Annotated in this window: 18 protein-coding genes; 5 read left to right on the top strand and 13 right to left on the bottom strand. The window is 68.9% G+C overall.

Annotated elements, in window-relative coordinates:
• Window positions 1–3 precede the first annotated feature (3 nt).
• From Q9R02_RS08485 to Q9R02_RS08475, 3 genes are read right to left on the bottom strand one after another with little or no spacing between them, the layout of a single operon-like run.
• Window positions 4–3,378, bottom strand: a complete 3,375-nt coding sequence (locus Q9R02_RS08485) for an ATP-dependent helicase (RefSeq protein ID WP_305996234.1) — start codon at window positions 3,376–3,378, stop codon at window positions 4–6.
• Window positions 3,375–6,704 (bottom strand): ATP-dependent helicase, encoded by a 3,330-nt coding sequence (locus tag Q9R02_RS08480; protein ID WP_425279242.1) that lies wholly within the window; start codon window positions 6,702–6,704, stop codon window positions 3,375–3,377. The genes Q9R02_RS08485 and Q9R02_RS08480 overlap by 4 nt, the downstream gene beginning before the upstream one ends.
• A 39-nt stretch (window positions 6,705–6,743) precedes the next feature.
• Complete coding sequence (locus Q9R02_RS08475; RefSeq protein WP_305996232.1) at window positions 6,744–7,142, bottom strand: MGMT family protein; 399 nt, start codon at window positions 7,140–7,142, stop codon at window positions 6,744–6,746.
• A gap of 82 nt (window positions 7,143–7,224) precedes the next feature.
• On the opposite strand from Q9R02_RS08475, the gene Q9R02_RS08470 reads away from it, so the two are divergent.
• The 4 genes from Q9R02_RS08470 to Q9R02_RS08455 all read left to right on the top strand — a co-directional run bounded on the left by Q9R02_RS08470 (window position 7,225) and on the right by Q9R02_RS08455 (window position 10,824).
• Window positions 7,225–7,944, top strand: a complete 720-nt coding sequence (locus tag Q9R02_RS08470; protein WP_305996231.1) for a 3'-5' exonuclease — start codon at window positions 7,225–7,227, stop codon at window positions 7,942–7,944.
• A 346-nt stretch (window positions 7,945–8,290) separates the two neighbouring features.
• Entirely contained in the window at window positions 8,291–9,238 is a 948-nt protein-coding gene (locus Q9R02_RS08465; RefSeq protein WP_305996339.1) for a substrate-binding periplasmic protein, read from the top strand.
• Between the two features lie 87 nt (window positions 9,239–9,325).
• A complete protein-coding gene (locus Q9R02_RS08460; protein WP_305996230.1) occupies window positions 9,326–10,090 on the top strand; it encodes an amino acid ABC transporter permease in 765 nt (254 codons plus the stop codon).
• On the top strand, window positions 10,087–10,824 hold the full coding sequence (locus Q9R02_RS08455) for an amino acid ABC transporter ATP-binding protein (protein WP_305996229.1): 738 nt from the start codon (window positions 10,087–10,089) through the stop codon (window positions 10,822–10,824). Before Q9R02_RS08460 ends, Q9R02_RS08455 begins: the two co-directional genes overlap by 4 nt.
• 105 nt (window positions 10,825–10,929) lie before the next feature.
• Here Q9R02_RS08455 and Q9R02_RS08450 read toward each other — a convergent pair whose 3' ends face one another.
• Window positions 10,930–11,385 (bottom strand): Lrp/AsnC family transcriptional regulator, encoded by a 456-nt coding sequence (locus Q9R02_RS08450; protein WP_305996228.1) that lies wholly within the window; start codon window positions 11,383–11,385, stop codon window positions 10,930–10,932.
• Between the two features lie 80 nt (window positions 11,386–11,465).
• On the opposite strand from Q9R02_RS08450, the gene Q9R02_RS08445 reads away from it, so the two are divergent.
• Complete coding sequence (locus tag Q9R02_RS08445; protein ID WP_305996227.1) at window positions 11,466–12,137, top strand: LysE family translocator; 672 nt, start codon at window positions 11,466–11,468, stop codon at window positions 12,135–12,137.
• Between the two features lie 93 nt (window positions 12,138–12,230).
• Here Q9R02_RS08445 and Q9R02_RS08440 read toward each other — a convergent pair whose 3' ends face one another.
• The 9 genes from Q9R02_RS08440 to hemQ all read right to left on the bottom strand — a co-directional run bounded on the left by Q9R02_RS08440 (window position 12,231) and on the right by hemQ (window position 21,685).
• On the bottom strand, window positions 12,231–13,511 hold the full coding sequence (locus tag Q9R02_RS08440) for a glycoside hydrolase family 3 N-terminal domain-containing protein (RefSeq protein WP_305996226.1): 1,281 nt from the start codon (window positions 13,509–13,511) through the stop codon (window positions 12,231–12,233).
• A 23-nt stretch (window positions 13,512–13,534) separates the two neighbouring features.
• Entirely contained in the window at window positions 13,535–14,836 is a 1,302-nt protein-coding gene (hemL, locus tag Q9R02_RS08435) for a glutamate-1-semialdehyde 2,1-aminomutase (RefSeq protein WP_305996225.1), read from the bottom strand.
• A 33-nt stretch (window positions 14,837–14,869) separates the two neighbouring features.
• Window positions 14,870–15,922, bottom strand: coding sequence for an LLM class flavin-dependent oxidoreductase (locus tag Q9R02_RS08430; RefSeq protein WP_305996224.1), 1,053 nt, complete (start codon window positions 15,920–15,922; stop codon window positions 14,870–14,872).
• 60 nt (window positions 15,923–15,982) lie between these two features.
• Window positions 15,983–16,789 carry a hypothetical protein gene (locus Q9R02_RS08425; protein ID WP_305996223.1) on the bottom strand — a complete coding sequence of 269 codons (807 nt, stop codon included), beginning with the start codon at window positions 16,787–16,789 and terminating at the stop codon, window positions 15,983–15,985.
• 168 nt (window positions 16,790–16,957) lie between these two features.
• Window positions 16,958–17,935: a porphobilinogen synthase gene (hemB, locus tag Q9R02_RS08420; protein ID WP_305996222.1), complete on the bottom strand. Its 978-nt coding sequence runs from the start codon at window positions 17,933–17,935 to the stop codon at window positions 16,958–16,960.
• Window positions 17,936–17,954: 19 nt separating this feature from the next.
• A complete protein-coding gene (locus Q9R02_RS08415; protein ID WP_305996221.1) occupies window positions 17,955–18,734 on the bottom strand; it encodes a uroporphyrinogen-III synthase in 780 nt (259 codons plus the stop codon).
• Window positions 18,735–18,795: 61 nt separating this feature from the next.
• Window positions 18,796–19,770 (bottom strand): hydroxymethylbilane synthase, encoded by a 975-nt coding sequence (gene hemC / locus Q9R02_RS08410; protein ID WP_305996220.1) that lies wholly within the window; start codon window positions 19,768–19,770, stop codon window positions 18,796–18,798.
• A gap of 35 nt (window positions 19,771–19,805) precedes the next feature.
• Complete coding sequence (locus Q9R02_RS08405) at window positions 19,806–21,023, bottom strand: ferrochelatase (protein WP_305996219.1); 1,218 nt, start codon at window positions 21,021–21,023, stop codon at window positions 19,806–19,808.
• Window positions 21,020–21,685: a hydrogen peroxide-dependent heme synthase gene (gene hemQ / locus Q9R02_RS08400; RefSeq protein ID WP_305996218.1), complete on the bottom strand. Its 666-nt coding sequence runs from the start codon at window positions 21,683–21,685 to the stop codon at window positions 21,020–21,022. Before hemQ ends, Q9R02_RS08405 begins: the two co-directional genes overlap by 4 nt.
• Between the last annotated feature and the right edge of the window lie 13 nt (window positions 21,686–21,698).

Raw genomic sequence — 21,698 nt, 5'->3', positions numbered from 1 at the left:
TCCTCAGGCCAGCGCCGAACCGAGCAGCGCTTCCAGTTCCTCCTCACCGGCAAGGTCGTGAGGCCTGATCTCCAGCCCGTCCGCCACGTAGTAGAAGGCGGCGCGGACCGAGTCCAAGGGCACCCCGCGCAGCCGTGACCAGGCCAGGCGGTAGACGGCCAGCTGCACGGACTTCTCCGCCAGGTCCCGCTCATCCCGCGGCGCACGTCCGGTCTTCCAGTCCACCAGGTCCCAGGCGCCGTCCGCGTCACGGAACACGGCGTCGATGCGGCCACGGACGACGACGGGGCCCACCGCGGTCTCCACGGGCGCTTCCAGCGCCGCCGGGGTGCGGTGAGCCCACGGTGAGGCCTTGAACGCCGCGATGAGGTCGTCGACTCCGAGGGCCGTGTCCAGGTCGGCGTCTTCGCTGCGAGGTTCGTCGAGGTCCAGCATTCCCGACTGGCCGAAGAACTCCTCCACCCAGCCGTGGAACACGGTGCCCTTGCGGGCGGCCTGGCCGGGTTCCCTCGGCACCGGGCGGCGCAGCTGACGTGCCACCGCAGCCGGGTCTTTGCCGAGTTCCACCAGGGTGGAGGCCGAGATGTGGCCGGGGAGCCGGACCTCGTGACGGCGCGGCTGCCGCTCCCTCGAGGCGAGGAGGAGCAGGGCGTCGTCGAGCCAGGCTGTGCCGCGCACGGTGCCCGGGCTCACGGGCGGGGATTCCGGATCCGCCACCTCGGCCAGTCGGTCCAGCACCGCGTGTGCGGAAACCTCAAGCGCGGCGCGGCGGCCCGGAACCAGACTGCGCCGCTCCCCCGTGGCCGCGTCGAGCGGGCCTTCCAGAGGGTCGTAGGGCCACACCGAACGACGGATCTGTGCGGTGAGCGGGTTACTCTCCGGCACGTCCTCCTCGCCGACGCCGGCACCGTGGAGCACCGCGGTGGGTTCCGGGTCCTCAGCCAGCGGCAGGAGTTCGGTCAGGAACGGCGACATCTCCTTCCGGGTCGCGGCGTTGGCGAAGGCGTGGCTGGAAACCCAGAGGAGATCCTTCGCCCGGGTGTAGGCAACGTAGGCCAGGCGGCGCTCCTCCAGCACACCGTGTTCCAGGGCCTCTTCCTTGAACAGCTTCGCCGTGCGGGTCCACTCAGTCTGGCCGTCCTCCGACACGTCCCATTGAGGCAGGCTCGCGTGGTCGCCGCGCAGAGGCCATGGGAGGGCGCCACGGTTGCCGTCCTGATTCCAGATGGACGACTTCTCCGAGGGGAAGTCCTTGACGTTCAGCCCGGGGACGAAGACCGCGTCCCACTCCAGGCCCTTGGAGGCGTGGACCGTGAGGATCTGCACGGCCTCCGGGTCCGGTTCGGGCGGAGCCGCAGCCAGTCCGTTCTCCTCCTGGGCCGCAGTCTCCAGCCAGGAGAGGAAGGCCAGGACATCCAGCCGCTCATTGCTGCGGTTGAACTGCAGCACCTGATCGATGAAAGCCTCCAGGTTTCTCCGCGCGCCGTGCAGGCTCCGGCCGGCCCGCGCTTCCACCTCGATGTCCAGAAGCATGACGCGTTCCACCTCGGTGACCAGATCCACCAGGTCATTGCCCAGCTCACCGCGCAGGCGGCGGAGTTCCTGCGAGAGCCGCTCGAGCCGCCGTCGTGCCGTCTCGCTCAGGCTTCGTCCCGTGTGCGAGGTCCATCCGGGCTTGGGCAACTGGTCCAGGGCTTCGATGAGGCTGGAGTCGTCGACGGCGTCAGGAGTGAGTGTCCGTTCCTCGTCGGGCTCCTCGCCCTGCTCCGCGTCGCCCGGCCGGACGAAGGAGCGATGCCGTGCCAGCTGGGACGCCCATTCCTGAAGTGCCATGAGGTCCGCGGGGCCGATCCGCCAGCGTGCCCCGGCCATGAGGCGCATGAGCTTGTCGGAGCGTCCCGGATCAGCCAGGACGTGGAGCGTCGCCGTGAGATCGATGATCTCCGGTGTCTCCAGGAGGCCTCCCAGACCGACCACCTCGTACGGGATGCCACGTCGTTCCAGGGCTTCCTGGACAGAGGACATCTGTGAACGCTTCCGGCACAGCACCGCCGTCGTGCGCCCGGCACCGCCACTCCCGCGGAGCGCCAGGATGTCGTCCGCCAGGGTCTCCGCCTCCGTGAACTGGTCCGCGAAGCGGGCCAGCACCACCTGGCCGCGTCCTGCCCCGGGCCGGGCCCGGAGTTCCGGGACGGTGATGTCTCCCCCGCCACGTGAAAGAGGCGCCGCAACGGTGTTGGCGGCACGGAGGATGTCCTCCCCGTTGCGCCAGGCAGTGGTCAGGAACGCGGTGTCCGACGGCGTCAGGGATCCGTCTTCATCGCGACGAGGGAAGGTCTCATTGAAGCGGAACAGCTGGCCGGCGGAAGCGCCGCGGAAGCCGTAGATCGACTGGTTCGGGTCACCCACGGCGGTGACGGCGTGCCCATCACCGAACAGTTCGGAGAACAGGACCATCTGGGCGTGGGAAGTGTCCTGGAACTCGTCCAGGATGACCACACGGCTTCTGGCCCGTTCCAGGACCCGCGCCTGCGGCACGTCTTCGGCGATGGTGGCTGCGAGCGCCACCAGGTCGCCGTAGTCCAAGAGACCCCGCTCCTGCTTGGCCTGGGCGTACCGGCCGACCATGCGGGCGAGTGCGACCCGGGAGTGCAGGTGGTCTTTGATGTCATCCACGGCTTTTCCCGCCACCCGGCCGGTCAGCTTGGGAGGAAGGCTCTCATAGCGTTGCAGCAGCTCCACCAGCCATTCCTCAAGGCTCTGCCTCGCGGCGGCAGAGCGGAACGGCGCTTCGGCCGTGGCCGGACGAAGGTGTTCGGCGCACTCGCCGGCAAGGGTGATGACGGCGCTCACCAGGCTGGACTTCGGGACGCTCACCGAATCCATGGGGCCGTCATAGCCCTCCACCACCTGGCTGGCCAGTTGCCAGGCCTGGGCCGGCCCCATGAGGGTGACGTCCCGTTCCACCCCGAGCCGCAGACCGAAATCACCCACCAGGGAATTGGCGTAGGAGTGGTAGGTGGACACCCGCGGTTCGTGGAGTTCGTCCGCGTTCAACACCACCGGGACGGCCTTGAGCCGCTCGTTGACCTGGGCGAAGCGCTGCAGGGCGGACCGCACCCGGTGCGCCAGTTCTCCGGCGGCCTTCCGGGTGAATGTCACGCCGAGGACCTCCTCCGGGGCGACGAGGCCGTTGGCCACCAGCCACACCACGCGGTCCGTCATGGTGGCGGTCTTCCCGGATCCCGCACCGGCGACCACCAGGAGGGGCTCGAGCGGTGAGGAGATGATCCGGGACTGCTCCTCCGTGGGAGTGTTCCCGCCCAGGAGCTCGGCCAGTTCCTCCGGCGAGATGTGAATCCCCATGTTCTCCGTCATTCCGTGACCTGTCTTCCTGTGTGGCAGAGCGGGCAGACTTCGGGCGTCTTGCACCCATGGAAGGACGTGCCCGCCGCATCGTGCCGCGCTTCGAATTCCCGGCCGGCCATGGCGATGGCGGCCTCGTGGACCAGTTCCATGGCCCAGCCGTCGTCCGGCCTGAGAGCGGCCTGCCGCTGCTCGTTGAAACCCTTCGTACTGTCGTTGCCCAGCTGGACCAGGGCCGCGCCGCCGCTCCGGGTAAGGGCGGCGTTCAGCTCCGCGTGCCGCTCGTCGGAGCCGCTGAAGGCGCCCTGGTTGATCGCCTCCTGGTAGGTCGCGAGCTGGGCATGCTGATCGATCTCCGCCTTCGGAGGCGGGGTCTTGCCGGTCTTGAGGTCCACGACGAAGGCGTGGCCTGCGTCGTCCACCTCCAGCCGGTCGATCTGTCCGCGGATCCGTGCACGGAGGGTCCTTTCGCCCGTGGCACCGGGCGCCACGAGAGACTCGGAGAGGTCCACCGTGAAGTCGATCTCGACCGCAGCGAGCGTCCGTTCCCCCTTGAGGGAGGCGACGTAGGAGGCGAGCTTGAACAGCATCCTCTCCGCGCGCCGTCGTAAGGCGTCGTTCTCCCAGCCTTCCGGAAGGCCGAGTTCGGGCCAGCGCTTGTCCAGCAGCGCGAGGTACGCATCCAGTGTGCCGTCCGGCAGTTCCGCCGCTATGGCGTGGATGAGGGTGCCCAGGCTGCGGGCGAAGTCGGTGTGTGCTTCGCCTCCCGCGGCCGGGACGAACCACTCCAGCGGGGATTTGACGGCCTTCTCCACCTTGGACGGTGAGACGACCACGGTCCCTCCGTCTGGGATGAGATCGTCATCGCTGCTGGACGGCAGCAGTCCCCACCACTGCTCCGGATGGGCGCCGGGGACGCCGCGGCCGGCCAGGAGTGCCAGCACGGCCGCGGCGTCGTCGGCCTGCGCGGCGCGCTCAGTGTCCGTGCCTTCCTGTCCCGGGTGCGCATGGTGCTCCTCCGCCGCACGCCGCAGCTCCGAGACCAGGGACCGAAGGTCCATCGCATGGCCGGGTTCCGAGATGACGCCTTCCGACGACCCGGGGACGGCCAGTTCCAGGAACGCCGAAGGACGGCTCTCCCCATCGTCGACGGCGGACAGCACCAGGTGTTCGGACGCCCGGCTGAGGGCGGCGGCGAACGTCCGGAGTTCATCGGTGCGGACGGCCTTCAGCCGTTCACCCGGCCCCTGCTGCAGAGCCACCTCCGGACCGTGTTCGAGTGCGTCGGCCAGCAGGGTGTTGCCCAGCAGTTCACCGCGGAGACGGGTGTTGGGCCAGACGCCTTCCTGGATGCCGGCGATGAAGACCACCGGCCACTCCCGGCCCGCGGCGCCGGCCGGGGTGAGGATCTCCACGGCTTCCTCCACCGGTGGCCGCGCGGTCAGGGTGTCCATGGGGAGTTCCTGGGACGTGAGGTAGTCGTAGAACTGCCCGGCGCCGGAGCCGGGGAATTGGGTGGCGAAACGTTCGGCGCTTTCGAAGAGCGCCATGACGGCGTCCAGATCCCGGTCGGCACGGGCACCGGCGGGACCCGATTCGAGCGCGGTCTCGGCCCACTGCGCAGAGAGATCCGAGGCCTTCCAGATGCCCCACAGGACGGTCTCACCGTTGGCAGCCGCAGCAAGCGCCGCGCTCCGTCCTGCACCGAGCATCCGCGCGATCCGCTGGGCGTGACGACCCACCAGGCCGAGGCTGTCCAGCCAGACCGGATCCGCGAGCGCTTCCACGAGGAGTTCATCGCTCCCGCGCACTCCCCCGGCCGTGCGTTCCTCCTGCCGGAGCCGCTGCCGAAGCCGCCGGACATCCAGGCTGGACGCGCCGCCCACACGCGAGGTGAGAAGACCGACGGCCTGCTCCACATCCAGCGGATTCTGTCCGAGCACCACGCCGAGCACGTCCAGGAGCGGACGGACCGCGAGTTCATCGCGCACGGGCGTCTCTCCGAGGGCCACCCGGACCGGGATTCCCCGCGCCAGGAGATATCGCTGGACCCTGGCGACTTCGCCGCCGTTACGGACGATCACCGCCATGTCCTCCAGGCTCCGCCCGTGCCGCAGGTGCTCCCCCTGAATGCGGGAGCCCAGGTGGCGGAGCTCGTGGCCGCCGCCCCGGAAGACCTGAGCAGTGACGGCCTCGGGCTCGTGCGTCTCCACACCCGGTTCAGCGCCCACGCCTGAAGCTACTGCACGCGGCTGCGTCAAGACCCTGGCCCGTGACCCGCCGGAGCCCGGTGGGATCCGGCCTGCGGCCCGCCCGTACGCCTCGGCGACCGCTCCCGGAAGCCTGTGAGCGGTGGTGAGCTCCATGGACAGAGCCTCCCCCCGCTCCCCTCCCAGCTGTTCGCCGATGCGGGCCACCAGATCGGGGCGGGCCCCGCGGAAGCCCTGGACCGCGGTGTCCGGGCACACGGTCGCCAGGACGTCCTTGCCCATGGCCAGGTCCAGGAAGAGCTCGTACACGGACCAGCTGGCCTCGTGGAGGTCGTCCACCAGGATCAGCTGCAACCGCTCCCGCTCCGCGGCCAGGAACTCCGGGGACAGGGCGAAGACCTGACGCGCCGCCGTGATGATCCCCGCGGGGTCGAAGGCGCCGGAGTTCCTCAGGTCCATGACGTCCCGGTACTCACGGTAGAAGCGCGACGCCGCCTCCCACTCCGGCCGGTCCAGCCGGGCGGACAGCGACTCCAGGTCGTCCGCGTCGCCGTCGTGCTCGATCAGCCGGTCGAACAGTTCGCGGATCTCCTGGCGGAAGCCCCGCGTGGCCAGGGCCGCCTCCAGATCGCGGGGCCAGTTGCGGGCGCCGCCGGCCAGAAGATCCTTGATGACCTGGTCCTGCTCCGGCCCGGAGAGAAGGCGGGGCGGCCCGTCGAGCAGCAGGACGCCCTCCACATGGGCGCGCCGGATGACGTCGAAAGCGTAGGAGGACCAGCTCCTGGCGGGAGTGGTGCCGAGGCTGCGTCCGAGCCGCGAGGTGAGACGGTCACGCAGGGAGGAGGCCGCGGACCGGCTGGGCGCCAGGACCAGGACCCGCTCCGGATCCACCTCGCCGGACTCCACCCGGCGCACCGCCGCTTCGACAAGCGTGGTGGACTTCCCTGTCCCTGGCGCGCCCCAGAGCATGACAGGGCCGCTCCCATGAGGGAGGTTCACCACGGCGTCCTGGTCTGGACTGAGCGACGGCGCGGAGCCGCCCGCCTTGACGGGTGGCAGGAGGCGCGGAGCGGTCCCGCGGGGCCGCGAAGGTCGGGTGGCTGTCTGCTGCTCGGTCACGTGAATCATTCCATCACGGGGGCCCGACAGAGTTTCGCGGGTGCCGTTTCAGGGGCTCCCAGGCGCGTCCAGCGCCCGGTGCAGCTCGGCCGCGATCGCGTCCACGGCCGCGAAGTCATCGTCGCTGGGCGCCCAGCGCGCGGCCGGGAAGGCGACCCTCCAACGTCCCTCCCCGGTGCGTTCGAAGTCATCGACCTCACCGCGCAGCGGCGTCCCCTCGGCCCGGTAGTGCTCGAACGCGCGCCGTTCGTGCCCGCTCGGCGCTTCGCCACTGGCTCTGAGGACCCGCCACCAGGGCAGACCGTCCGCGTGCCGGGCCATGATGGAGCCGATCTGCCGGGGGCCTCCGGACTCCAGGAGGTCGGAGATGTCGCTGTAGGCGACGGCGGACCCGGGCGGGACCATGGCGATGATGCCGCGGACCGCGTCGATGTATTCCTGGCGCATGACTGCAAGGCTAGCGCGCCGGAGGCGGACCGCGGGAGGCCGTGGGGAATCACTGTCGGTCCGTCCAGGTAGCGTTGAGGCCATGAGCACAGAGAAGCCCTGGAACTCCGGTCCGCGAGCAGCTTTCGACGTGGAGACCACCGGGAAGAACTCCCGCGCGGCGCGGATCGTCACCGCCTCGCTGATCGTGGTCGACGCGCGCGGCGAGGTCACCCAGGAGCACGAATGGCTCGCCGACCCGGGCGTGGAGATCCCCGCGGAAGCCGCCGAGGTGCACGGCATCACCACCGCGAAGGCGCGCGCCGAGGGCCGCCCGGCGGCCGCCGTCGTACTGGAGCTGCGGAACACCATCCAGGCGCTGTTCGACGACGGCGTGCCGGTCATGGCATTCAACGCCAACTATGACTTCACGGTCCTCGCCGCGGAGTGCGCGCGCTACGGCGTCCCCCAGGTGACGCGGCACCCGGTCCTGGACCCGTTCATCATCAACAAGCAGGTGGACCGCTACCGCAAGGGGACCCGGACGCTCGGTGCGCTGTGCGAGGAATACAAGGTGCGGCTGGACAATGCCCACACCTCGGCCGCCGACGCTCTCGCCACCGTCAGGCTCCTGGACGCCATGGCGGTGAAGTTCCCCAAGATCGTGATGAGTGCACCCGCGCTGCACCGGTATCAGGTGGAGTGGGCCGCGGCGCAGGCCGCCGACTTCCAGTCGTATCTCCGCCGGACCAAGCCCACCGCCGTCGTGGAAGGCGATTGGCCGGTGCTGCCGCCCGAGGAGCCGGAACGCGGGGGTTTCTGACGGAATTCCCGCCCCGCGGCGACCCCGGTGAGAGGAAGGTCACACATCGTGGGATCCCATCCATGCTCGCAACACTTCAGCGATAGCCACGGAGCGCCGCTTCATTCCCAGGGAATCTCGAGAATTGATCGAAGAAAGTTCGACAAAAGCAAGTCAAGTCTGAATGTTACGCACTCATGAGGGCTTGAACCCTCTCGTGCCATACTTAAATTCATTCCGCGGCCCGTGCCGAGTGTCAAGTTATGACTCGCCGAACGGGCCGTTTCCACGACCGGATCCCGTGGCCTTCGCCCTCCTCGAGCAGGCCTGTCACGGCGACGGCCACGAGAGAAAGCACCCCACCCACGTGAAACTCACCGGGAAGCTCCTGAAGACCGGCGCGGTCGCCGCCGCCCTGGCCCTGTCCCTGGCCGCCTGCGGTGGCACGGGTTCCCCGTCCGCCAGCGGAACCTCCACTGATGCCCTGGCCGGCGCCCAGACTCCGGACAAGTACACCACCGCTGACGTCACCGCGCTGGACAAGATCGACAAGTCCAAGCTCGGTCTGATCACTTCCGGTACTCTCACGGTCGGCACCCTCTCCGACGCCCCGCCCAGCATCTTCATCGACAAGAGCGGCAACTTCACCGGCTTCGACAACGAGCTGCTGAAGGCCATGGGTGACAAGCTGGGCCTGAAGGTCCAGTTCGCCTCCACTCAGTTCCAGAGCCTGCTGGCCCAGGTCAAGAACAAGCAGTTCGACGTCGGGTCCTCCTCGATCTCCACCACGGACGCCCGCCGCAAGACCGTCGCCTTCACCAACGGCTACGACTTCGGGTTCATGGCCCTGGTGGCAAAGGACGACAGCAAGGTCAAGAGCATCGCCGACCTCAAGGCCGGCGTGCGGGTGGGCGTGGTCCAGGGCACCGTGCAGGATGACATGGTCACCAACCAGCTCGGCCTGGACCCTGTCCGTTTCAAGGACTACAACACGGCCTACGCCAATGTGAAGAACGACCAGATCGACGCCTGGCTGGCTCCGTCCCAGCAGGCCGAGGGCCAGATCAAGCCGGGCGACAACACCAAGATCTGGGAGAAGAAGGTCGCCACCCAGAACTTCTCCGCCTACGCCGTCGCCAAGGACAACCCGGCTCTGCTGGAGGCCCTGAACTCGGCCCTGGACGCCGTGATCGCGGACGGGACCTGGACCAAGCTGGTCGAACAGTGGTTCCCGGAGCGCAAGACCGCCGCCGAGCGCATGCCGGATGGCTGGAAGCCGGGCAGCAAGGCCGTCAAGGTTCCGGCCGGCAACTGACCACGGAACACACCGCACTGAAAACCTGCGTTCAAGCCTGGACCCCCGCACGGGTCCAGGCTTGAGCCGCTGAAAGCGAGGAGTCATATGGACGCCTGGAGCCGCCTTGCGGACACCTTCCTGAACTGGGGATACATCGGTGAGGTCCTGCCGACCATGTTCTCCTACGGCCTGCTGAACACGATCGTACTGGCGCTCGCCTCCGGAACGATCGGCACCGTCCTCGGCGTCCTGCTGGCCATGATGGGGATCTCCCGGACCCCCGTGGTCCGCTGGATCGCCCGGATCTACACGGATATCTTCCGTGGCGTGCCTGCGGTCCTGCTCATCCTGGTCATCGGTCTCGGATTCGGCCCGTTGGTCAAGGAGCTCACGGGGACCCGTAGCCCGTATCCGCTGGGCATCGTCGCGCTGGGTCTGATGGCGGCCGCCTATATCGGTGAGATCTTCCGTTCCGGTATCCAGAGCGTGGACAAGGGCCAGCTGGAGGCCTCCCGTGCACTGGGCTTCGGCTACGGTCCCTCGATGCGCATGATCGTGGTGCCGCAGGGTATCCGCCGCGTGCTCCCGGCCCTGATGAACCAGTTCATCGCCCTCATCAAGGATTCCTCCCTGGTGTTCACCCTCGGCCTGATGAGCCACGAGCGTGAGCTCTTTCAGATCGGCCAGGACTTCGCAGCCAACAACGGCAACCAGTCGCCGCTGGTCGCCGCGGCGCTCTTCTACCTCGTCATGACCATCCCCCTGACCCACCTGGTCAACTACATCGACAAGCGCCTGAGCACCGGCAAGGCCCTGAAGCCCGAACCGGACGAGGCCGCCGCCCCCATCGGGAAGGGAGCCCACTCGTGAGCCACTTCGAATCCGGTTCGCTCACCGGCAAGGACCTGCACCTGGCCTTCGGGCACAACAAGGTCCTCCGCGGCATCGATCTGCATGTGGAGAAGGGCACGGCGGCCTCGGTCATCGGCCCCTCCGGCTCCGGCAAGTCGACCCTGCTGCGCGTCATGAACCGCCTGATCGAGCCAGACCAGGGCGATATCCTCCTGGACGGCCGCTCGGTGCTCAAGGACAACCCGGATGAGCTGCGCCGCCGCATCGGCATGGTGTTCCAGCAGTTCAACCTGTTCCCGCACAAGAGCGTCGGCGAGAACGTCGCGTTCGCGCTGCGCAAGCTCCGCAAGCTGCCCAAGGAGCAGGCCTGGAGCGAGGCGCTGGAGCAGCTGGACAAGGTGGGGCTGAAGCACAAGGCGGAGGTCCGCCCGTCGACCCTTTCCGGCGGCCAGCAGCAGCGTGTGGCGATCGCCCGGGCGCTGGCCATGCAGCCGGAGGTCATGTTCTTCGATGAGGCCACCTCGGCCCTGGACCCGGAGCTGGTCAAGGGCGTCCTGGCGCTCATGACGGACCTGGCCAAGGACGGCATGACCATGGTGGTGGTGACCCATGAGATGGGCTTCTCACGCAACGTCTCCAACCAGGTGGTCTTCATGGACGGCGGCGTGGTGGTGGAGAACGGCTCCCCTGAGAAGCTCTTCACCGACCCCCAGACAGACCGTCTGAAGAAGTTCCTCTCCGACGTGCTCTGAGCCCGTCTCCTCCCTCGCGAAGGAACAGCTGACGCCCCTAAGACTGAGTTTTAGGGGCGTCAGCTGTTACTTCGCGGAGGGTGTGAGGCACGACGGCGGCGGGCGTCAGAGCGGGACGACGCCGGCTCCCTTGAGGTCGCGCATGACGATGGTGGAGCTGAGCTTCGCGACCGCCGGCAGGGCTGCGAGATGAGCGTCGTAGAGGCGCTGGAACCCGGCCAGGTCCGGGGCCACGCACTTCAGGAGATAGTCCGGGTCCCCGAAGAGGCGGTACGCCTCCACGATCTGCGTCTCCGCCACCACGGCGTCCTCGAAGGCGCGAATGGTCGTCTGGGACGTCTCCCGGAGCGTGACGAACACGAGCGCCCCGAAGCCCAGCCCCACGCGCTCCAGGTCCACCTCCGCGCGGTAGCCGCGGATGACGCCGTCGGACTCCAGATCCTTCAGCCGCCGATGGCACGGCGCCACTGTCAGACCCACTTCGGAGGCCAGCGCCGTGGCGGTCATCCGGCCATCCTTCTGAAGGGTGCGCAAAATCTTCCTGTCAATGGCATCGATCATGAGAAGAACTTACTCCTACACCGCCGAAAGGGCGTGAAAAAGGTGAGCACTTCGCGCAGGGATTTCCCTAGTCTTGCGCCATGGATTTCTCGCCGTACCTCGGCTTCGCCGGCATCGCCCTCACCCTGGCCCTGACACCCGGTGCCGATTGGGCCTATTCGATCGCCGCCGGCCTCCGCCCGGGTTCCCCGGCCCCGTCGGTGGCCGGGCTATGCTCGGGGTACGTCCTGCACACCGTCCTGGTCTCGGCCGGTTTCGGCCTCCTCCTGGCAGCCCGGCCGGAGCTCGTGAGCTGGCTGTCGCTGGCCGGGGCAGCGTACCTGCTGTGGCTCGGCGTCTCGACCGTGCGCTCCTGGCGCACCGTCCGGCTCTCTGCGGACGCCCCGAACGGTCAGGCCCCTGTCCTCCCCGGTGACCTCGCGGGCGCGACGGCGCCGCGGAGTGTCCGGGAGTTCCTGATGGGTCTGGGCACCAGCGGCATCAACCCGAAGGGGATCCTGCTGTACGCGGCCATCATGCCGCAGTTCATCCGGCTCACCTCGCCCTTGCCGGTGGCCGCCCAGACCACGGTGATGGGCCTGTCCCACGTGGCCATCAGCATGCTGGTCTACGGTGTTGTGGCGTTCGCGGCGCGGCGCCTCCTGAGCAGCCGTCCGCGGCTGGCCCAGCGAGTGACCCTCACGAGCGGGATCCTGATGCTGGTCATCGCCGTGGTGCTCGTGGTGGAGCAAGCGGAGCACCTGTTGGCCTGAGCCGCCCGGGCACCTGCAATGGAACGGCAGCAGATCGCAGTCGCGGCGACACGCACTGCGATCTGCTGCCGTCTCGCGGAGAAGGAAGGAGACTCAGGCGCCCTTGGCCTTGGTCTGCTGCACGAGCCGGAAGGCGTTCTCCACCACCGCGCGGAAGGCGGGGTCCTGCTGGGCCTGGGCCACGACGGCGTCGAGCATCTGCACGGCCATCCCGCTGTCCGCGCAGATGGCCATGGTGCCGCCCGCTTCGAGGAAGCCGATGGCCCGGTCCGTGACGCTCACGCCGGACAGCTGCACCGCGGAGCACAGGTCATCCGACATCACCACGCCCTGGAATCCCAGGTCCTGCCGGAGCATCCCGCCGATGATCACGGGAGAGAACGGCGCCATCCGGGCCGGGTCGATGCGGTCGTAGAACGCGTTGGACACCATGACCCAGTTCACGCCCGAGTTCACGGCGTCACGGAACGGCTGCAGGTACGGGTCCGTCCGGGTGGTCTGAGTGTCACGCACATCGCTCGAGGTGTCCGTATTGGCCGTGACCCGCCCCAGTCCCGGGAAGTGCTTGACCACGGGACGCACGCCCGCGGCACGCATCCCCTGCGCGAAGGCGTTCCCGGACTGGGACACGGCGGCCGGCGTGAAGCCGTAGTTCCGCTGGTAGTAGCCGATCGGGATGTTCTGCGGTGCGAACGCCGCGGACGGGACCGTGTCCAGCACCGGCGCAAGATCCATCGTGAGCCCCGCGGCCCGGAGCTCGCTCCCCCACTGCTGGGAATCCGCCCGCAGCGTGGCCGGGGCCAGCTGTCCTTGCTGCAGCGCGCTCGGGATGACGCTGAAACCCGGGCCCCGGAGCACTTGGACCTGGCCGCCCTCCTGATCGGAGGCGATCAGAGGCGCCAGCGGCGTCGCCGAACTCACCGCGCCACGCAGCTGGGCGACCACATCCGCGGTCGCCGCGACGCCCGCCGTCGTCCGCCCGTTGAGGTAGAAGTTCCCGACGCCGGCCTGCAGTGCCGCCGAGGCGGCCCCCAGATCGCTGCCGTTCGCCTTGGCCGCCACCAGGAACAGCTGCCCGGCCTCCTGGCGCAGGGTCAGGCCGCCGGACGGTGGGGTGGGCGTGGGGCCGGGCACGCCGTGGGAAGGCGCTGGAGTGTTCGACGGCGTGGGGGTGGCACTGTGCGTGCGCGTCGGGGTGACGCTGGGGCTCGCCGACGTCGGGGACAGCGTCGGCGTGCCGCTGGGCGCCGGCGCGGACTGGGCCTGACAGGAACAGCCGGCCAGGCTGGACAGCAGCGCCAGGAGCACTGCTCCCGCCGTCGCCGCCTTCCGGTGCCCGGTCCGATCACGTCCTGCCTGGCTACGCCCGCTCACGGCAGCCTCCTCAGTTCATCGGCTCAGGCCGCCGCGGCGGCCTTGGCAGCGGCGGGAAGTGCGGAGGCGATGCGCTCCATGGCCGCGTCGTCGTGGGCGGCGGAGAGGAACCACGCCTCGAAGACGCTCGGCGGCAGGTAGACGCCCGAGTCCAGCATCGAGTGGAAGAACGGCGCGTAGCGGTGCGCCTCCTGGGCCTGGGCCTGATCGTAGTTGTGCACACCGGCTTCGGAGGTGCCGAACGCGACGGAGAACAGGTTCCCGGCGCGCTGGATGGAGTGGTCCACACCCTCGGCGTCCAGGGCGGAGGACAATGCTGCGGACAGTTCCAGGGAGCGTGCGTCCACGGTGGCGTAGACGTCGGCGGTGGCGTGGGTCAGCGTGGCGACACCGGCGGCCATGGCCACCGGGTTACCGGACAGGGTGCCGGCCTGGTAGACCGGGCCGAGAGGAGCCAGGTGATCCATGACCTCGGCGCGGCCGCCGAGCGCGGCGGTGGGCAGGCCGCCGCCGATCACCTTGCCGAAGGTGAACAGGTCCGGTGCCCAGCCCTCGGTGGCGCCGGTAAGGCCCCAGTAGCCGGCCCAGCCGGTGCGGAAGCCGGTGAGGACCTCGTCCAGGATGAGCAGGGCGCCGTTGGCTTCGGTGATCCGGCGCAGGCCGGCGTTGAAGCCTTCGCCCGGGGTGACCACGCCCATGTTGGCAGGGGCGGCCTCAGTGATGACGGCGGCGATGCGGCCCGGGTGGGCGGCGAACACGGCCTCGACGGCGGCCAGGTCGTTGTACGGCAGGACCAGGGTCTGGGAGGCGGTCGCCTCGGTGACACCCGCGCTGCCGGGCAGGGCCAGGGTGGCCAGACCGGAACCGGCGGCGGCCAGGAGGGAGTCGACGTGGCCGTGGTAGCAGCCGGCGAACTTGATGACCAGTTCACGGCCGGTGAAGCCGCGGGCCAGGCGGATGGCGGTCATGGTGGCCTCGGTGCCGGTGGAGACCATGCGGATGCGCTCGACGGCGGGGACGCGGTCCATGACCAGCTGGGCCAGGCGGCCCTCATCCTCGGTGGAGGCGCCGAAGGACAAGCCACGGTCCACTGCGGCGTGCACGGCGTCCAGGACGGCCGGGTGGGCGTGGCCGAGCAAGGCCGGGCCCCAGGAGCAGACCAGGTCGACGTATTCCTGGCCGTCGGCGTCGTACAGGTAGGCGCCCTTGGCGCCCGCCATGAAGCGCGGGGTGCCGCCCACGGATCCGAAGGCCCTCACGGGCGAGTTCACGCCGCCGGGCATGAGTTTCTGGGCGCGGGCAAAGAGCTCTTCGGAGTGGGTCATGGGTCCATTCTCCCACTCCGAAGAGCCCTTGGACTACGACAGCATGTCGTCAACCAGCGGCGAAACCTTGGTCCCCAGCAGCTCGATGCTCTTCATCATCGACGAGTGCGGCAGGGTGCCGTTGGAGTACTTCAGATCGAAGCGCTGCAGCTTCAGCTTCTTGGCAGTGGCGGCGATCTTCTTGGCCACGGTCTCCGGGGAGCCGACGTACAGGGCGCCGTGTGCGGCCACCTGCTCGTTGAACTCGATACGGCTGCCGGCGCCCCAGCCGCGCTCGGAGCCGAGGCGGTTGCGGGTAGCCAGCCAGTGCGGGAAGAACTCCTCCTGGGCCTGTTCGTCGGTGTCCGCGACGTGGCCCGGCGAGTGCACGGACAGCGGCTGCCATTCCTTGCCGTGCTGCTCCAGGGACTTGTAGTAGAGGTCCGCGTAGGGACGGAAGCGGGCGGGTTCGCCGCCGATGATGGCCAGGGTCAGCGGGTAGCCGTAGCTGGCCGCGCGGACCACGGACTGCGGACTGCCGCCGACGCCGACCGAGACCGGCAGCAGCCCCTCCTCCAGCTGGGGGTAGGCCATGAGCCCGCGGATCGGGCCGCGGGTCCGGCCCTCCCAGTGGATGGGCTTCTGCGAGCGGGCCTTGTCGAACAGGGCCAGGCGTTCCTCGAAGAGGACCTCATAGTCCTCCAGGTCGTAGCCGAACAGCGGGAAGGACTCGATGAAGGAACCGCGTCCCAGGACCACCTCGGCGCGGCCGTTGGAGAGGGCGTGCAGGGTGGAGAAGCGCTGGAACACGCGGATGGGGTCGTCCGAGGACAGCACCGTGACCGCGGAGGCGAGGCGGATGTTCTCGGTCTTCCCGGCGATCGCCGCGAGGACGACGTCGGGCGCGGACACCGCGAAGTCCTTGCGGTGATGCTCCCCCACGCCGAAGCTGTGCAGGCCCACCTGATCGGCCAGGACTCCCTCGGCCACGACGTCGCGCAGCACCTCCGGGTGGGACTTGGGGGTGCCATCGTCGTGGAGAGTGACGTCGCCGAAGGTGTCGACGCCGATCAGGAGCGAGTTCGCGGAATCCGTATGCATACGCATGAAAACTCGTACACTGCCGGATTCATTCCCCATCAGCGCCGCCCGACTGCCGCGCACCCCTCAGCGCAACGTTCTGGCAATCTTCTTACGGAGCTTCTCACTGAGTTGGGTCTCGATGAATTGATTGAGACGCTCTGGATCTGGCTCGACGCGTTGGGCCTCTTCCAGTTCCTCCCACGTGTTGTAGTCCGCTGGGTCCTGAATGGTGATCACTCCGATACCGTGCGAGCGGGCTACAAGGCGAACATTTCGAACCGAGTCCTCCAAAACTGTCACTTCTTCCTGGGGGATGTGCAGGAGCACGTAGGCATGGGTCGATGAGCGTCGATGCGCCAACGCCTCATATACGGCCTGTACATCAATCGCATCAGCAGGTTTGACTTCGAAGGTAGTGACTTCGAGGAACTTCCCCGGAACGTACTCATAGGTCTTGATCTCGACGGACACCAGATCTGGGCGGGACCAAGTTCCTCCCGTAGACCGACGCCCTTGCCGAGCTGTGATTTCAAAGTCAAGAGGAAGCAGCTGTCGGTCCCTCGTCCAAGCACCACGAAGCACGCCAAGAATCGGCTCGTAGAGGGCGTCTTCACGAACCGTCTCAATGACGACCGTGGCGGTATCGGCGATTGGGCTCACCACCGCGTCGGGCTCCGCGACTACTTCAAGAACACGACGGATCGTGCCTCCCCGGCCTTGACCCTTGACGATCAGCCCCTTCTCGATCAATCCATTTCGAACCGTAAAGTAGAGATCCTCGCCCAAGCCAACGGTCTCACGAGCTCTCTGGTTTCCAATGGTGCTCCCGTCAATGGGGACAACGTTCAAAAGTTGCAACTCATCAGAAGTGAGCGCGGACAGGTCTGTCATGGAGTCTCCGAAGTCGGTGATGTGTACCAGCTAACAGTGTATTTGGATCCACTGACGAAGAACGCGTTCAGCCGGTCGCGCTTGGCGCCTGGACGCGATGGCTGCAACCGTTGAAAGAAGTCAGTGTCCCGTGCGAATCCAACTGGCTTCGCCAGCCCGGCTCCGCCGTCAGTCCTGGCGGAGCCACCCGGCGAGCTCGCTCGCCCAGTAGCTCAGCACCATGTTGGCACCGGCCCGCTTGATGCTCAGGACCGACTCGCGGATTGCGGCTTCACGGTTGATCCAGCCGTTCGCTGCGGCCGCCTCGATCATGGCGTACTCACCGGAGATCTGGTAAGCGGCCACGGGCACGGGGCTCATCTCGGCGACGTCGGCCAGGATGTCCAGGTAGCTCATCGCCGGCTTGACCATGACCATGTCCGCGCCCTCCTCCAGGTCCAGCTGGACCTCCAGGATCGCCTCGCGGCGGTTGGCGGCGTCCATCTGATAGGTGCGGCGGTCGCCCTTGAGCTGCGAATCCACAGCCTCGCGGAACGGGCCGTAGAACGCGGAGGCGTACTTGGCGGCGTAGGCGAGGATCGAGACATCCTGGAACCCGGCGGCGTCCAGCGCGGCGCGCATCGGCGCGATCTGGCCGTCCATCATGCCGGACGGGCCCAACACGTGCGCGCCGGCCTCGGCCTGCGCCACAGCCATCTTCGCGTAGATCTCCACGGTGCGGTCGTTGTCCACACGTCCTTCGGCGTCGAGCACGCCGCAGTGGCCGTGATCGGTGAACTCGTCCAGGCAGACATCGCTCATGATCACCAGCTCGTCGCCCACCTCGGCACGCACGTCACGGATGGCCTTGTTCAGCACCCCGTCCGGGTCCAGACTCGCGGTGCCCTCGGCGTCGCGCACCTCGGGGACTCCGAACAGCATGATGCCGCCCACGCCCAGCTCCACGGCCTCGGCCGCGGCGCGCTTGAGCGTCTCCGTGGTGTGCTGCACGACGCCGGGCATCGAGGTGATGGGCGCCGGCTCGCTCAGGCCCTCGCGGATGAAGGCGGGCAGGATCAGCTCCGACGGGGACAGCCGGTGCTCGGCGACCAGGCGGCGCAGGGCGGGGGTGGTGCGCAGGCGGCGGGGACGGTGTGAGAGTTCCATGGCTTCTTCTCCTGGATGATCAGCTGTTCAGCGCCGCGATGGCGGCGTCGACGATTCCCTTGGGTGTGGGGGTGGCCGCGACGACGGCCACGGTCAGGCCGAGCCTTTCGGCTTCGGCCGCGGTGCTCGGCCCGATCGCCACGAAACGCGCGTGCGGGACGCCGAGCCGGTCGACGACGGCGCGGGCGGCGCTCGGCGAGGCGGCCACGACGACGTCGATCCGGCCGGCCGCGTCGGCGCTGCGGGCAGCCGCGGGGCCGAGGAGTCCAGCGTCGGGGACGTCGGCCGACGCACCGGGCAGCGTGGCGGTCAGGCGACGCTCGTCCCGGGCCGGGTAGTCGACCGTGTGATAGGCCGTGACGGCGTCCACGGTGTTCCCGGCGGACCTCAGGCCGTCCGAAAGGACTGTGCCGGCGATGTCCGCCTGCGGCAGAAGAATCCTCTGCCTGCTGGCGCGCATGCCGTTCGCCGTCCACAGCTCCAGGAGCCCTTCGGCGGACTGCCGGTCCTCCGGGGCCAGGTCCACGGTGAAGCCGAGGTCCTCAAGAATACGGCGCGAGCTCGGGCCGATGGTCGCCACCTTCAACGGAGCCGAGGCCAGCGCGTTCAGGCGGCCGTCACCGAGGTACTGGGCAAGAGCCCGGACCGTGGTGATGCTGCTGACCACCAGCCAGTCGTACTCCCCCGCCACCGCGCGCTCCGTGGCGTCGATGACCACGGACGGCTCGGCCACGGCCTCGAAGTCGATGAGCGGCAGCAGCAGAACGTCCGCCCCGGCACTGCGAAGGGCGGACGCCATGCCACCGGCCCGGTCCGGGCTCCGGGTGAGGAGCACGGACCGTCCGGTGAGGGGAAGAGCGTCAGCCGAGGTCGGCAAAGTCCGCCACCCCGGCGGCGAGGAGCTCCTCGGCCAGTTCGATGCCCAGCAGGGTCGCCCCGACCTCGGTGAAGAGGTCGCTCGCCTTGGCGCGGCGTTCATGACGTGACCCGTCGTTCGCGCAGACCACGGCCTCCAGGTGCAGAAAGCTCCCCTTGCGGTAGGCGTGCGCGCCCACCGGGGCCGCGCAGCCCGCCTCGAGCCGGGCCAGCAGCGCACGCTCCGCGGTCACCGCGAGGCGCGAGTCGGCGTCGTCGATCGCTGCGAGCGCCTGCGTCAGGACCTCCGGCGAGGACGTCTGGGACTCGTGCTGCGGCGCGTCCGCGGCGCGGGTCTCGACGGCCAGCGCACCCTGACCTGGCGCCGGGAGCATGACGGAGGTCTCCAGGTACTCGCTGATGACGTCCGTGCGGCTCAGTCGCTTCAGACCCGAGGCGGCGAGCACGACGGCGTCGAGGTCGCCGGGGGCGTCCTCGGCGTTGCCGGGCAGGCCGGGAACACGGCCCAGGCGCGTGTCCACATTGCCCCGGATGTCCACGACCGCCAAGTCCGGGCGCGCCAGCAGCAGCTGGGCGGCCCGGCGCGGGGATCCCGTGCCCACCTTCGCGCCCTGTGGCAGGGTCGCAAGCGTGAGCCCGTCCCGGGCGCAGAGCACGTCACGGACGTCCTCACGTGCCGGGACGGCCGCGATGGCGAGGCCCGGGATGGCTGCCGTCGGGAGGTCCTTGAGGGAGTGGACGGCCACATCGCACTGCTCCACGAGCAGTGCGTCCCGCAGGGCGACGGCGAAGACGCCCGTGCCGCCCATCTGGGACAGCGGACCGGTCAGCACGTCGCCGTCGGTCTTGATGCGGACCAGCTCGGTCTCAAAACCGCCGACGGCGGCCAGCCGGTCGGCCACCTGCTGGGACTGGGTGACAGCCAGCAGGCTGCCGCGCGTTCCGATGCGGACGCTCATACTCTGATTCTCCCGGGCTTCAGTCGTGGATCGTGCTAGTCGTGAGTGGTGCCCAGCGTGACTCCGGCCTCGGCGATGACGGGTTTGTCACCGCGGAAGTTCCGGCAGTCACCGGCGGGGACCACGTCATACCAGGGTCCCAGATCCGTCACGTGGGGGCGCTCGGCGATGTGGTGTTCCACGGTCCGCTCACAGATCAGGTCCACCAGGCCGGCCACGAACGTCGGGTGGGTGCCGGGGGTGGGGACGCGGACGGCCTCGATGCCGAGCTCGCCGCAGGTTTCCAGCGCCTCGGTGTCCAGGTCCCAGGCCACCTCCATGTGATCGCTCACGAAGCCCAGGGGCACGATGACGGCTCCCTTGACTCCCTGCGGCGCAATGGCCTCGAGGTGGTCGTTGATATCCGGCTCCAGCCACGGCACGTGCGGTGCACCGGAGCGGGACTGGTAGACCAGGTCCCATTCGACGGCCGGCGCGACCGCGGCCATGATGGCCCGCGCATTGGCCAGGTGCTGCGCCACGTAGGCGGAGCCGCCTTCGAATTCGCGGGGCTCTCCCTCGCCACGGCCGGCGGCCTCGGCGTCACGGGTGGGGATGGAGTGCGTGGCGAAGAGGACGCGGATCTCGGAGTCGCGGGAACCGTCTTCGGCGTCCAGGGCCTGGCGGACCTTCTGCAGGCCTTCCAGCGTGCCTTCGACGAACGGCAGGACGAACCCGGGGTGGTCGAAGTACTGGCGCACCTTGTCCACCTGCAGCTTGCCGTCCAGGCCGGTCTCCGTCAGGGCGATGCCGATGTCCTCGCGGTACTGGCGGCAGCTGGAGTAACAGGTGTAGGCGCTGGTGGTGAGCATGAGGACGCGGCGGTGACCGTCGTCGTACATCTTCTGCAGCGTCTCCGGGATGAAGGGGTCCCAGTTCCGGTTGCCCCAGTAGACCGGCAGGGCGATGCCGCGCGCGGCCAGCTCGCCTTCGAGCGCGGCCTTCAGCTCGCGGTTCTGCGCGTTGATGGGGCTCACGCCGCCGAACGCGCGGTAGTGGTGGCTGACCTCTTCGAGGCGCTCGTCCGGGATGCCGCGACCGCGGGTGACGTTGCGCAGGAACGGGATGACGTCGTCCTGGCCCTCGGGCCCGCCGAAGGAGGCGAGCAGGATGGCGTCGTACTCCGCCGGATCCAGGCGGCCGGCCTCGGTGACCTCGTTCAGCGCCGTGCTGATGCTCAGGGTCTCAAGTGCCGTGTCAAGGGCGGTGCTCATGCAAGAACCTCGGCGATCTCGGCGGCCGGGATGCGGCGGCCGGTGTAGAAGGGGATCTCCTCGCGGACGTGGTTGCGGGCGTCCGTGTGGCGCAGGCTGCGCATCAGGTCCACCAGGTCCACCAGCTCCGGGGCCTCCAGGGCCAGGATCCATTCCCAGTCGCCCAGGGCGAAGGAGGCCACAGTGTTGGACTGGACCTGCGGGAACTCGCGGCCCAGCAGGCCGTGGTCGCGCAGCATGCGTCCGCGCTCCTCGGCAGGCAGGAGGTACCACTCGTAGGAGCGGACGAACGGGTACACGCACAGCCACTCCTCGGCGGGGACGCCGCGGGAGAAGGCCGGAGTGTGGCTCTTGGCGAACTCGGCGTCGCGGTGCACGCCCATGGCGGAGAAGGCGAGCTCGGTGGCCGTGAAGAGCGGGCTGCGGCGGACGGCGCGGACGGCGGCCTGCAGTTCCTCCGGCTTGGCGCCGTGGAACCAGAGCATGACGTCGGCGTCGGAGCGCATGGCGGAGACGTCGTAGGCGCCGCGCAGGGTCACGCCCTTGGCCTGAAGGCCGTTCACCAGGGCCTCGAAGTCCTCGACGGCGCCGTCGGGGCGGGCCACACTGCCGGCACCGGTCCGCTTGAACACGGCCCAGAGGGTGAAGTACTCGTTGCTCATTGCTGTTTCCTCC

The organism is Arthrobacter horti, assembly GCF_030731045.1.
GTDB classification, from domain to species: Bacteria; Actinomycetota; Actinomycetes; order Actinomycetales; family Micrococcaceae; genus Arthrobacter_E; species Arthrobacter_E nanjingensis.
The sequence above is the reverse complement of the archived record's forward strand: the minus strand, read 5'-3'. Positions and strand labels throughout refer to the sequence as shown.